We start from the raw sequence: 13,172 nt of genomic DNA on the forward strand, positions 1-13,172 counted from the left end.
TCGAAAATGAAGCAAAATCGCCTCCGAGACACCGCCTACGGCGTCGTTCAGACCTCGGAAGTCGCCGCATCCTCGCGCCGATCAAGAAAATCGCTCCTGCAATCAGCTTTTTCAGCAGCCTGCTAGGCCGCGTGGAGCTTACAACGAGGATATTGCGGCGAACCCTGACGTGGCCGTCTACCGCATCACCGGGGTTCTGTTCTTTGGCGCAACAGCATCCATCGGTTCGATTCTCGACCGCATCCAGGACGACTACAAGGCATTGATCGTGGATTTCTCCGCCGTTCCATTTCTCGATTCTACCGGCGCAAACATGATCGAAGGGCTTGCCCACAAGGCACACAAACGCGGCGTTGCGCTTTGGCTGACGGGGGCCAATCGGGACATCCGCCGCTTGTTTCTGGCCCATGGGCTGAGGAGACCTCTCGTCAAATATGCTTCGACCGTCGAAAGCGCGATCTCCTCGCTCCGGACGGGCGATAGGGCAGAACATGAGGCCGCGTGAGCGCCCCGTCAGCCCCTCTGAAAAAGCAATTTGAGATGGTTGCAGGTCCCCGCAACCGAAAATTCTTGTCGAAAAGCTATTCTACATGGAGCGCCAACCCCGGGATAACCCCGGCTACGTCAGCAACGAACGCAAATAACCAATATCGTATGAGGCCAAAACTCTCGACTTTTCAGCGCTATGCGGCCCGATAACTGGGTTCGGGACGCAGGCGCCACAGGTTCTCACAACAATCGTGTTTTGACTCGACGGCTTGTGAGGGGCGTTTTCTCTTATGCTGCCGCCGTATCGTCGTCCTGATTCTCGATCAACATGCGCGAGCGCTGCCCTTTATTAGCATTCGAGTCATCCGCCCCGCCCAGTAGCGCCAAAGCCAAGCGATCTGAAATTTTCGTCGCCGCTTGTTTGACCGGATCAGACGCAAGATGAGCGTATCGAGCAGTCGTCTGCACTTGGGTGTGTCCAAGCAACTTGCCAATCATCGCTAAGCCTTCTCCGACGAGCAATCCACCGGACGCGAATGTGTGGCGGAGATCGTGAATACGCACGTCATCGAGTCCCGCTGCCTTTCGAATGCGTCGCCATGGATGCTGAAGATCAGTCAGGTGGGCCTTCTCCTTCCTTCCAGCGATAACATATGGGTTGCCCGCCACGCGAGGGAGAGCCTCTAATAAAGTCACCGCCGCATCTCCGAGATGGACGGTTTTTGCACCTGTCTTGCTATCCGGTAATCGCAGTTCTTTCTGCTCCAGATCCACGCAGCTCCATTCAAGAGTCTGAATTTCGGACAGCCGGCATCCCGTTAACAGAAGAAGCCGGAAGGCAGCAATCGCATATTTGGTTTCGGTTTCGTTGACCTCTGCATCGGTCAGCGCTTGCCCGAGGCTTCGCAATTCCTTAGGCGATAGGAATCGCTCGCGCTTACGTTCAGGATACCGTTCGATATCCTCGCAGGGGTTGCTGTGCTTGTCTCGCATCCCCCATGTTTCAGCAAGGTTCATCATCTTCGATAGAACGCCGAGAGTGCGGTTGGCCTGATAAGGGATATGAGACAGGGAGCCGTGAAGCTCGGCGACATCAGCCGTCGCTACCGAGCGAACACGCTGCTTTGCGAAAAACGGATCGAGAAACAGTTCGACCGAACGTCGATATTCCGCTTGCGTTGAGGGCTTACAGCGAACCGGGACGTATTGGTTCAGAAAGCGCTCTCCCAATTCTTTCATCGTTGTTGATTGCCGGTCGGCGTCGCGCATCGCTGCGGGGTCGCCATTGGCGCCTCGGACGCTGCCAAGCTTGATCGTTGCTTCGCGGCGGGCCAGCTCCGCGGTCACGATGCCGAACTGCCCGATCATCACTCGCCGAGTCCGGCCGTGACGTCGGTATTGCACCAAGAAGAAGCGCTTGCCGCTCGGCATAACGCGGACGCCGAATCCAGGAAGGTCGGCATCAAAGGCGATGTAGTCTTTAGACGTGGCTCTGAGAGCCTCGACTGTCCTTTTAGTGATCTTGACTTTCGCCATACTGCACTCGTTCGCGTAACGTTCTGTCTTAGGTTCCTTGATAAGACGTCGCTTCGTGGAAGCGTCGTGGAAGCGGCGCGACGAAAGTCACGGCGTACAGCTTCGCAGATAAGGTAGGAGCAGGCGCGAGAGTAAATCAAGCGTGCTCAATGAGTTGTCGTAGGATGGCGTTGATGCGGCGGCGGGTTCGTAGAGTAGCGAAAACCGCTTTGATGAAACTCATAACCTGAAGGTCATAGGTTCAAATCCCATCCCCGCAACCAAACCTAAATGAAATCAGCCGGTTAGCAGATCGCTAACCGAGAAGCTTCAGCTTGCCGCTACGAGGCCAAGGCGGCGCATACGTAGCACGAATGACTGCAATTACCCCTGGCCTGGAAACGGAGGAGCATGTGGGTGGAATGACAGCCCGACGCTAGCTGCCGCGCTGCGACGGCCCGACCAAGTAGCAGGCCGTAGCGCTAGCGTCGAAATCGAGGCGTCCAGTTCTCGATCAAAGCTTCGTCGTCATCTTCCTGGTCGTCTTCTTCGACCCGTGCACTCAGACTCTTGCAGGTCAGGATCGTCAGGGTTCGGCCATACTGCCCGAGACCGACAACTTCTTCGGTGATATTGTACCCGCGTTCGATATCCATCCAATCGCGCAGATTGCCGTCGGCGGCGTCTTGTTGCCCAGTGCGGATGTTCTCCGGGCGAGCGTTGAAGGACTCGGTCAATGTGCCCCCGGGAACGGGCGTGCCCTTGCGTAGCCACTTTATTCCTTTGGCCTCCTTGAGGCCGTCGGACATGAAGCACCAGTCGACCGTGCCGCCAACGCTGGAAATGACGGCGATACCGTCACGCGTCAGTCCCGAATAGCGAATGGCGGTTGCCGTCAAAGACGTGGCGCACGCCTTGCGCAACGCCTCGATGCCGGCGAGCCCGATGGGATGGTCGTCGATTGCATTCTTGAAAGGACGCTCCGGCATCAGCAGCGCTGAGGCGAAGAAATCGGCCTCCTGTTCGTACGGGTCGGCCGAATGAAATCCGGCGTGCGAATAGTGCACGCCGGTTCCAAGCAGCGCATCAACATGGCCGCTTATGTAGTAGTGGCCAATTTCATGGGCGATGCTGAAGCGCTGGAATCCCTTGCTCGGAATATTCGTGGCGTACATGATTCCGAACTCATCGCCCACCTTGATGAGCGCGCCCGAGACACCGTTCGCCGTGTCCGGCTTGGCCTGTACCACGATATCTTTGGCCGTCGCGATCGCTTCCGGGTCAACATAGAGACCTTCGATCTTCATCTCGCGCAGCACGCCGTGCGCGGTGTTCTCAGCTAAAGCGCGACGCGCGAGCTTCAGCTTTGTACTCATTTCTTATCCTTCGACTGACCGCGCTTGATCAGCATTTCGACGAAGGCCTCCGTCAGCTTGATGTCTTCGGCGCTCAGCTTGTTCACATCGCGGTTGAGGCGGCCCGCCGTGGCTGACGCGTCAGGCGTCGCGGCGCGACCGAGCAGGTAGTCCGTCGTCACGTCGAGCGCTATCGCCAGGCGCTTGAGATTCTCAAACGATGGCTTTCGTGCGCCCGACTCGAAGTGGGACACCGAACTTGGCGGCAGCCCTGCTTTGGAGGCCAGATCGGTCTGATTAAGCCGTCGGAGGTCGCGGGCGGCTTTGAGACGTTCCTTAAAGATATCAGAAGCTTGCTGTTGTTCCATGGCTCTTTCGACATGACGATATTGACGTATTCGCCATATGGAGTCAGTATGGCGGCACCGTCAACTATGCCATGGCGGATTCGTAATGCAAATCAACTTGAGGCCTAGTGCCCAAATAGAAGGGAAAGTTCATGAGCAAAGATCGTGACAGAACGGTCTTCCGCCGCGATGGCGAGTGGATCAACAAGCGCAACGACGCCGACCGGGCATCGAGCAAACACGATACACAGGCCGAGGCCATCAAGGCGGCCAAGGAGAACCTCGGCAAGCAGGGCGGGGGCGAACTGATCGTGAAAGGCCGCGACGGCCAGATTCGCGGCAAGGACACGATCCCCCCTGGCAACGATCCCAATCCGCCGAAGGACCGCGAGCACTGATCGGGCGATGCGCACCGCCGAGTTCACCCTCAAGCGACTGAGACCCTCATGAAACGGATCATCTTCTGCTTCGACGGAACCTGGAACAGGCTGAGCGCAGACACGCCGACCAACGTGGTGCTGACGGCGGCGAGCATCATGCGGCAAGCGCCGGACGGCATTACGCAGATCATTCACTACGACGAAGGCGTCGGGACGGACCGGCTCGAGCATTGGTCCGGTGGCATCATCGGATCAGGCCTCGTCGAGAATGTTCGCGAGGCCTATCGCTTTCTCATCTTCAATTACGACCCCGGCGATGAAATCTACGTCTTTGGCTTCTCCCGCGGCGCTTTCAGTGCGCAGACCTTTGTCGGCTTCCTTCGCCATGTTGGGCCGCTGCACCGCTTGCATGCCGCGCGGATTGACGAGGCGCTTGAGCTATATCGCCAGCGCCTGACGGAGTCTCCCGGGTCGAGCGATCGCATGCGGCGCTTCAGGGCTGACTATGCCAACAAAGTTTGCATCGGCACCGATGACGACGACTGGCGATGCCGGCACGTGCCCGCATATGTTCAGGGCGCCGCCCCGTTGTTCGCGATCAAGTATCTTGGCGTTTGGGACACCGTTTCTGCTCTCGGCCTTCCCGCGATCACGCCGTTCAGCGCCCACCTCAATCGAAAGCATGCATTCCACGACGCGGGCCTCACGAACTTCGTGGAAAGCGCACGCCACGCCGTGGCCATCGACGAACGGCGTGCGCTCTTTCCGGCTGTGCTGTGGGGCGATTTGACGGAGATCAACAAGGCGAAAAGCTCGTCGGCGGACGCGCTCGACGCGCCTTATCAAGAAAAATGGTTTCCCGGTGTCCACGGATCAGTCGGTGGCGGCGGCGACATCCGCGGTTTATCGGACGGTTCATTGGCGTGGGTGTTGAAGGGCGCGAAGCTGGCCGGCCTGAGACTTGATGTCGAGCACGGATCTCGCATTCACGGTTTCGCACCTGATCCCTTCGCTCCGCTCATCAACATGAAGATGCCGGAGAAAGGCTTCACCGATATCATCCGAACGGATCGGCCTGGGCCCGATCACCTTTGGCAGCTCTCTGCGGCTGCCATACGGAGGTGGACCGCGAACGCCGAAAGGCTTCCAGAACGCACGCTCTATCGACCCAAAGCATTGAGCAAAGTTTCGGAACGCCTTAGCGCGCACCTGATCACGCAAACCGCGCCTTCTTCCGACCTCTTGACTGAACATGTTGTTCAGTCTGGCGATGCGCTCCGCAAACTCGCAAAGCAATATTACGGCGACGCGAAGCTGTGGGGTGTGATCTTCGAAGCCAACCGCGATGTCCTGGACGATCCGGACGAGCTCTTCGTCCATCAGCGGCTGCGTATCCCAGCGCAGAGCATTGTCGAAGCTGTCTGAAACCGTTCGAACATGTGCAGCCAGAGTTCACAATTTCGCCCAAGCCACGACCTCAAGAGGACAGAGCGCCGCAAGTACGCAAACAGACCGCAAGATTTGGACGCTGCGACTATGTTGGGCCTGCGGCTTGGCTCCCCTTCAAATGCTCGCTATAGTTGCACCCAAAGAAGAGCCGCAACGGCCTTTACAGGGGATGGGGCATGTTGATTCCAGATTACGAGACCGAAGTCGATTTTCTGAACTGTGAAGCCATTTCGAAGACAGTCGTTGAACTGCTTGTTCAGAACCGCAGTCGCGCGCTGACGATCGGCATTCACGGGGACTGGGGCGCGGGCAAGTCCAGCATTCTGAAGATGGTGCAGCGCGACCTTGCCGGAGACAAAGCTGTTGCCTGCCTGTGGTTCAACGGTTGGGCTTTTCAGGGCTTCGAGGATGCCAAGACGGTTCTTATCGAAGCGACCATCACCGAGCTGTGTCAGCAGCGCTCGACGATTGGCAAAGTGAAAGAACTCGGCGGGCGACTGCTCAAGCGCGTCGAGTGGCTCAAGCTCTTGAAGCGCGGCGGCGGCCTCGTGTTCAACGTGGCTACCGGACTGCCTTCGCCCGATCAGATCGGTTCCGTTATCGAAAAGCTCAACGCCACGATCGGCGGCCTGAAGGATTTGTCGCCCGATCAGATCAAGGAGCAGCTCTCCGAGGCCAGCACTTTTCTGAAGCCGGCGGAAGCCGCCGAGGCCAACGTGCCGGAGATCATTTATCACTTCCGTAAAGAGTTTGCCGACTTGCTGGAGGAAGCGAAGATCGATCAGCTTGTCGTGCTGATCGACGACCTCGATCGCTGCCTTCCGTCCACCGCGATCGCAACTCTCGAAGCCATCAGGCTCTTCCTCTTCGTCCCGAAGACAGCCTTCGTGATCGGCGCTGACGAGGGCATGATCGAATATGCCGTCCGGCAGCATTTTCCTGACCTTCCCCTCGCATCAGGACCTGTCTCCTACACACGCAACTATCTCGAGAAGCTGATTCAGGTGCCCTTCCGCATACCGGCTCTCGGCACGCAAGAGACCCGTGTCTACGTGATGCTCCTAATGGTCGAAAGTCTTCTCGGCAGCGAGCACGCTGGATTTAGAAAACTGCTTTCGGGCGCCAAGGCTGCACTCAATCGTCCCTGGCTCGGCACTGGCCTAACGCAAGCTGACGTGCGCGCAGCGGACCCTGGGCGGGCATCCGAACTCGACGCGGCCTTCGTTCTTGCAACGCGAATTGGCCCCATCCTGGGCGAAGGCACCAAAGGCAATCCGCGTCAGATCAAACGCTTTCTCAACACCATGCTTGTGCGCCGCGCGATCGCCAAGGCGCGTGGTTTCGACGGCGAAGTCGATCAAAGCAAGCTCGCCAAGCTGATGCTCGCCGAGCGATTCCAGGAGGATTTCTATAACTACGTCGCCGGCAAGGCCATGTCCTCCGAAGACGGCAAAGTCGCCGAACTCCATGCATTCGAGGAGGAGTTGAAGGCGGAGAAGGACGAGGCCGAGACGCCGAAGAAGAAATCGGGCCAACAGACGTCGGAGACGGCCGAGGATGATGGAGCGAAGTGGCTTGCACGAGACTGGCTGAGGCGCTGGCTCACCATTCCGCCCGCGCTAGGTGATACCGATCTGCGGCCTTACATCTTTGTCACGCGCGATAAGCGCGCTCTGGCCGGACCGGCAAGCATCGGCGGTATCGAAGGGCTGGTCGAGAAGCTCACGGGCTCAGGTCTCGCTTTGCGAATGGTCGAGCCTGAGGTGCGGGCGCTGCTGGCACAAGATGCTGAGGCCGCCTTCAGGGCGCTCAGCGAGCGCGTCCTTCAAGCGACCAATCTCAAGAGCCCCCCGGAGGGTTTCGAGGGGCTCGGCATCCTCGCCAAACATCATCCCCGGTTTCAGTCGCAGTTGGTCGCCCTTGTCAGCGCACTTGACGTTAGATCACTTGGTATCTGGATCGTCCGAGGCTGGAACGAGATCCTCACCGACGGGGCGGCCATGGCGCAGTTTCAAGCGGTCCTCAGCGAGTGGGCGGCGCAAGATGAGAACGCGACGTTGAAACGGGCCGCTGCGCAGGCCACCGCCGCCGTTCGCAAGAGGAAGAGCTAGTGGGGACCTCAGGCTCTTCGGGAGGTCCCGGCTCGAACACGTCTCTCGTCCCGACGTTCCTTGAGCCAATCTCGAGCGAACCGTTGCCAGGCGGTGAGGTCGATCCCGCGGACGGTGGCGAAACGGGCAATGGCAAGGGGCCCGGTGATGGAGCACCACCGACCGGGTCGCAAGCACCACGACCCGCCATCCAGCCGCCACCATCCGCCGGGCGCTACACAGGTGCTCGCACCAACTTCACGCGCTTTGCCTCGTCCGGGGGAAATGACCGCCGCGCCTTGCGGCGTGCGGTACGAGACTATGTGCGATCGGGCACGGGCGGCAGCCGCAATGCCACCCGAAAGATGGGCAGCGCCCGCGACACCGCCAGCGGCGCGCTGGGCGTCTTCAGGGCCTTTCAACGTGATGGGGTTGCCGACACGCTCGCTCGGCTTAACCTCGGAAACCTCGTGGGTCGCCCGACCCGCGAAGTGTTCATCGGCCTCACGGACATCATCTGCCGGGATGGCGGGCCGATTGACGAGGCCATCGCTCGCGACGCCTGGCTTGAAACCTGCGTCGATCTCGAACAGATCGGCATCGACAACCTCGATGCCCTGACCGCTGAACAGATCAGGGACGTGTTCCTCGCCTTCATCGCGCACGCGGTCGAGGCCAGACTCTTTCAGGAGATCGGCATCAACGGGTTTGAGGTGGCCGACCTCAACACCATCCAAGCGTTTGAGGCGCAGTTTCGCAGCTATGTGGAGCGCGACGTTCGGGACTCGTTCGCCTCCGATCTTTCCTCGATTGCCGAACTTTCGGATGCCGAGATTCGGGCGATCGTCGATCAGACCTACCAGAATGCGTGGGAATTGTTCGAGACGTGGGGGGATCAGAGCTGATGCGCCGGCACAGTATCATCGCCCGTCTCGGTCCAACCGATAAAACGCGCGTCGCGCTGCGCGATAGCGACACTGTGAAGACGACAATTCGCTTCGTCGATGGCGATCATCGGCTGGGTTTCGGCCTCGGCCAGATGGTCGATCAATTGGCCGATCTGGGCTTATATCCCACGGAGCGCGCTATCGACCTCGCGATCCTCTCCGCCGTGGTGATGGCGGCCGACACACGAGTCTCACGTGCGACCGAGTCTCAGGATAGCTGGACGCGCGAAATCGATCTCTATCTGCCGGTCCTGGACCCCGACGCGTGGACGGCCCAAGCCGCTTTGATCGAGCGAATGCTTCGCTTCCTCACCGGCGATCACTGGCGGCTCGCTTTTCGGAGGCGCCACCGCGACTATCACGAGCTCATCGAGCCGACTAACGAGCTAAGCTTCGACACTTTCGACTCGGTCTGCCTGTTCTCCGGCGGCCTCGATAGCTTCGTCGGCGCGATCGATTTGCTCGCCAAAAAACAGAGTCCGCTCTTCGTCAGCCACTACGGTGATGTCAGCACAAGCTCGCAGACGCAGTGCGCCGAAGGCATTGGCGCAGTCTACGGCGATCTCGAGCCGCGCCATGTTCGTGCCAATGTCGGGTTTCCGGGCGACTTGGTGCAGGGCTCGAACCCTGAACTAACGACGCGGGGCCGGTCGTTCCTCTTCTTGAGCCTTGCCGCCCTCGCGGCCAGCGCATTGCCGAGCCCCACGATCTATATTCCCGAGAATGGCCTGATCTCGCTAAATGTACCGCTCGATCCCTTGCGTCTTGGCGCATGGAGCACACGCACGACGCACCCATTCTACCTCGCGCGCTGGCAACAATTGATCGACGCGCTTGGCATCTCGGCGATGATCACCAACCCGTACCGATTCATGACCAAGGGCGACATGCTAAAAAAATGCCGAAACCGCACGCTTGCCAAGCGGTTCGCGCCCAAGACAATCTCGTGCTCATCCTTTGGCAAGGCTCGTTATAGGAGTCTATCACCTCGACACTGCGGCTATTGCACGCCTTGCCTTATCCGCCGCGCCGCGATTGAGTCCGCGTTTGGAACGGATCGGACCCTCTATTCCATTCCGAACCTTTCCGCTCAGCCATTGGAGGGATCGAAGGCAGAAAGCGAGCACGTGCGATCGTTTCAGATGATGGCGTCCCGCCTGTCTGAATCGCCCGACATTGAGAGTATACTTGTTCACAAGCCGGGGCCGCTCTCGGACTATCCCCGGGGCGACATCGCACAGTACGCAGCCGTGTTCCGCCGTGGAATCGAGGAGGTCGCGCATATTCTAAGACAAGCGACGGTGCGCCCTTGATGATTGCCGATGATATCCGTGGCGCCGACTTTCATTGCCACGTGGACCTCGACCGCGACCCCGCCGCGTTGGTTGAAGCATGCGAACGCGAGCGTATCGCCACGATCGCAGTCACAACCACTCCGAAGGCATGGCCTCACAACCAACAATGGATGCGCCAGAGCAGATATGTTTATCCGGCGCTCGGTCTGCATCCTGAACTCGTAGCCGAACGCTATGCGGAACTTGATCTCCTCGAACGCCTCCTACCCGAAAGCCGGCTAGTCGGAGAAGTTGGCCTCGATGGGAGCCGAAAGCACGCGGCGAGCATGCCAAGGCAAAAAGAGGTCTTCGGAAGGGTACTGTCTGCCGCGCAGTCGTTGGGCGGCCGGGTCGTTACCATCCATAGCCGTCGCGCGGCAAACGACGTGATCACGATGCTCGAAGCCCTGACGACACCCGACAAACTGCTACCTATTTTGCATTGGTTCTCAGGATCAATTGCGAGCGCCAGGAAGGCTATCGCTTGCGGTTGCTACTTCTCCGTCAACGCAAACATGCTTGAGACCGAGACCGGCCGAACCTTGGTCGGGAGCATTCCTCTCGATAGACTTCTGATGGAAACCGACGCCCCATTCACCTCGACTGCCGGCCGCATCAGTGCGCCTTGGGATGTCATCCAGACTTGTGATGGCGTCGCGAGATTACTCGCGGCGGACGCCGCCGTACTTCGTACGACGGTAGCTCAGAACAGCAAGCGTGTTCTGGCTTTCGCGGGACTTTGAAACTCTTCACTCCTCTTGAAGCCGTGCCCCGATGACTGGCTCAAGATTTGGCCGGTCGACAATAAGGTCGGCAACGTGCGCAACAAGGACGCTGATCTCGTCCTGCCGATTGAACCGGTAACGGACGTTTGACGCGGTCATTGAGTGTCGGCTCACCTGACATTGGCTGCTAGTCTCAAGCAACCTATTTCGGCTCCGTGCGATCAGTTGTGCCCGCCTTCGGCTCTGCCGCGATGCCATCAATTTCGCGACTCTTCTCCAGGACAGCATCGACGAACGCGGAAAGAGATTCTTCCTTCGCGGCAGCAATCGAAGCAAACCGACTCCGGACTACTCCAATCACAGCAGCAAGTGGGGCAAGCCACAGCATTATCCAGGGAAGAGTCGGTATCGCATCGAGATAGGCGATAGAGGCGGCTGCGACCTGCAACAGAGACAACACCAGAATCACAATTGGCAATCCCAGAGTTGGCGCCTTTTTGTATAAATCGAATCGTGTCCTGTCCGTCTCCAGAATTTCCGCTATTCGTCTTGCCTGCATCGACCGGACTTTGAATTCCGGATCTTGCTCAAACGCAGCTTTCTGAGAGAAAAGATAGGCGATAAGCTTCCCAGTCCGAACGGTTTCCTGTGGTCCGAAGTATCGCTCATGCAAGCGCCAGGCATTCCAATCGGCATCGATCTCAGTGCTGACGCGCTCCGTTGCGTTGTAGAGGTGGAGACCGGCGATGGCGGCTATGGCGGAGCATGCGAGCCAATGCTGGCAGGCCAGAAGCAAAGGAAAGTAAAGCAGTATCAGCCGGTAGGTGGCCTTGTGGGCATGGACTTCCCTGATATGCCCCGGGACGCTCGCGTGGCAGAGCTCGTGGAGCAGGTAGAAGCGGTCGGCTATTCCGAGCTTGCCGTCCGCTCCGAGAAGGACAATCGTCCGGTAGGCTCCCGGTGTTGGTTGGATGAAGGACTTGAAAGTAAGCATCGGCTCATAGCCCGACCTTGGCGACGCCAACAGGACCCGGGCCTTACCAGTGGTCTCTTTAAGCTGACCAAGGGTGGTCGCGTCGCCTACCAGAAAGTCGTCGGGAGCCTCGACGATCCGATATCCTTGAAGATACGACAGGAGGGCAGCGCGGGCGTCAGTTGCGTTTCTCCTGTAAGCATCGAAGAAAATCGCCCACTTGTTGTAGAAGGCCGCCACTGCAATACAGAGAGCCACCACTAGTGCTCCCGTGAGGCTGTCACTCCATTTGGTGAAGCCGAGAATTGCGTAGAGCAACACGGCCACGTTGGCCATCTCGTAATAGACGAGATCAGCGATGATCTTCCAAAACAGCATGGCAGGCTAGCGGGCAGTGCGACCAGGCGAGCGAGTATGTCTTGTGACGGCCTGGACAATAGCCGGAAGCTGTCTTGTCAGTTCCTCTTTAATTGCCTTTTCGGTTGTGATGACGATGACTTTGCTGTTCTTGGCATCAAACGTGAACTCAACCTTTTCTTCCCGTGGAAACGTATCCCGATATGCTGTCTGGACCTCACGAATTACGCCCAGCCCCGCTTTCACGACCGAATAAACTGATTTGAGCGAAAGGTTCTGTCCACCAACGATATTGATTTCCTTGTTATCTTCCGGCTTCTCAACAATGTGTCTGATACGTTCTTCACCCAGTAACGCGTATGCCTCAGGGAAGACGACTTTCAGAATTTCAATCTCTTCATTATGCGATGTCATGCTCAACCTCGCCCCCAATGATCCATCCGCCTTATGCTTATTTTGTTCGATTAGTCGTATGCGGGCAACCGATGTTTCGGAGAAGCTGACGACTTTCGGCGTATCGTTGCACTTTGGCGCACCCGCCTCGCGGACCGGGCTGTCGTGAACGGAGCCGCAAAGAGGCGTCTCCGCCGTCTGGCTTACATCCCTTGCGCTGGAAATAGTGCATCGCTCGCCGGGGGCAGTCGGTCCCGGGTCCCGCCGCTGCGCGTCGGCGCTATGTGACCTCCTGCGGCTGCCCAGCTAGAACCGGTCTCACGATCGCAGTCGATCCCGCGCCCTCAAGTCACGCTCCCACGTCTGCATGTTTCCGCTTCGCCTGTCTGGCGGCTGACCGCCACTATTTCTTAACTTGGCCACGTCGCAATCATGCGAACCATCCCATTAGCAACACGGGCCCGGGACCTCCTTGCCGCAGTGGGGCAGCCCCTCCCAAACGGTCGGGCACTCTCTTGGCGCTCTTTGGCTTGCGCTCGGCGCACCGGTTTCACTCGTCACACAGATTGCGATTTACACGCTCTATGGCGCGGGAGTGAAATCTCGGTGTCGGTGATTGCGCGACCGCGATTTGAAGCCCTGACGGCTCGCACGACTCAGGCAGACTTCGTTCCGCACTCGCAGTCGGAAAGTATCGCTCCGGCGGAGGCCGCCTTGTGCGGTTTGGCGGTTCGTCTGAGGATTTGACCTTAAGTCTAGCCTTAAGGTCATGTGGCGAATGCAGGTGAAGGTCTTGGGCGCTGAACGTCGGCGCCGAT

At 58.6% G+C, this 13,172-nt stretch carries 12 protein-coding genes; 7 read left to right on the forward strand and 5 right to left on the reverse strand.

Features of this window, described 5'->3' with window-relative positions; genetic code table 11:
• Nucleotides 1-151: 151 nt before the first annotated feature.
• Entirely contained in the window at nucleotides 152-505 is a 354-nt protein-coding gene (locus AC0QUY_RS40885; RefSeq protein ID WP_475391576.1) for an STAS domain-containing protein, read from the forward strand.
• Nucleotides 506-777: 272 nt separating this feature from the next.
• Here the strand turns inward: AC0QUY_RS40885 and AC0QUY_RS40890 are convergent, their stop codons facing one another.
• From AC0QUY_RS40890 to AC0QUY_RS40900, 3 genes are all read right to left on the reverse strand, one after another.
• Nucleotides 778-2,025, reverse strand: a complete 1,248-nt coding sequence (locus tag AC0QUY_RS40890; RefSeq protein ID WP_475391574.1) for a tyrosine-type recombinase/integrase — start codon at nucleotides 2,023-2,025, stop codon at nucleotides 778-780.
• A 461-nt stretch (nucleotides 2,026-2,486) separates the two neighbouring features.
• Nucleotides 2,487-3,380, reverse strand: coding sequence for an ImmA/IrrE family metallo-endopeptidase (locus AC0QUY_RS40895; protein WP_161851817.1), 894 nt, complete (start codon nucleotides 3,378-3,380; stop codon nucleotides 2,487-2,489).
• A complete protein-coding gene (locus AC0QUY_RS40900) occupies nucleotides 3,377-3,727 on the reverse strand; it encodes a helix-turn-helix domain-containing protein (RefSeq protein WP_161851818.1) in 351 nt (116 codons plus the stop codon). Before AC0QUY_RS40900 ends, AC0QUY_RS40895 begins: the two co-directional genes overlap by 4 nt.
• A gap of 131 nt (nucleotides 3,728-3,858) precedes the next feature.
• Between AC0QUY_RS40900 and AC0QUY_RS40905 the strand changes: the two genes are divergently transcribed.
• From AC0QUY_RS40905 to qatD, 6 genes are all read left to right on the forward strand, one after another.
• Nucleotides 3,859-4,104, forward strand: coding sequence for a DUF2188 domain-containing protein (locus tag AC0QUY_RS40905; protein ID WP_161851819.1), 246 nt, complete (start codon nucleotides 3,859-3,861; stop codon nucleotides 4,102-4,104).
• 48 nt (nucleotides 4,105-4,152) lie between these two features.
• Nucleotides 4,153-5,511: a phospholipase effector Tle1 domain-containing protein gene (locus AC0QUY_RS40910; protein WP_161851820.1), complete on the forward strand. Its 1,359-nt coding sequence runs from the start codon at nucleotides 4,153-4,155 to the stop codon at nucleotides 5,509-5,511.
• A 200-nt stretch (nucleotides 5,512-5,711) separates the two neighbouring features.
• Entirely contained in the window at nucleotides 5,712-7,646 is a 1,935-nt protein-coding gene (gene qatA, locus AC0QUY_RS40915) for a Qat anti-phage system ATPase QatA (RefSeq protein ID WP_161851821.1), read from the forward strand.
• Nucleotides 7,647-7,729: 83 nt separating this feature from the next.
• Nucleotides 7,730-8,530: a Qat anti-phage system associated protein QatB gene (gene qatB, locus AC0QUY_RS40920; protein ID WP_161851822.1), complete on the forward strand. Its 801-nt coding sequence runs from the start codon at nucleotides 7,730-7,732 to the stop codon at nucleotides 8,528-8,530.
• Nucleotides 8,530-9,885 (forward strand): Qat anti-phage system QueC-like protein QatC, encoded by a 1,356-nt coding sequence (qatC, locus tag AC0QUY_RS40925; protein ID WP_161851823.1) that lies wholly within the window; start codon nucleotides 8,530-8,532, stop codon nucleotides 9,883-9,885. Before qatB ends, qatC begins: the two co-directional genes overlap by 1 nt.
• On the forward strand, nucleotides 9,885-10,649 hold the full coding sequence (qatD, locus tag AC0QUY_RS40930; RefSeq protein ID WP_161851824.1) for a Qat anti-phage system TatD family nuclease QatD: 765 nt from the start codon (nucleotides 9,885-9,887) through the stop codon (nucleotides 10,647-10,649). Before qatC ends, qatD begins: the two co-directional genes overlap by 1 nt.
• Before the next feature lie 184 nt (nucleotides 10,650-10,833).
• Here the strand turns inward: qatD and AC0QUY_RS40935 are convergent, their stop codons facing one another.
• A complete protein-coding gene (locus tag AC0QUY_RS40935) occupies nucleotides 10,834-11,982 on the reverse strand; it encodes a hypothetical protein (RefSeq protein ID WP_161851825.1) in 1,149 nt (382 codons plus the stop codon).
• 6 nt (nucleotides 11,983-11,988) lie between these two features.
• Nucleotides 11,989-12,375 (reverse strand): hypothetical protein, encoded by a 387-nt coding sequence (locus tag AC0QUY_RS40940; RefSeq protein ID WP_161851826.1) that lies wholly within the window; start codon nucleotides 12,373-12,375, stop codon nucleotides 11,989-11,991.
• Nucleotides 12,376-13,172: the final 797 nt, after the last annotated feature.

It is taken from the genome of Bradyrhizobium sp. WYCCWR15520, assembly GCF_056174665.1.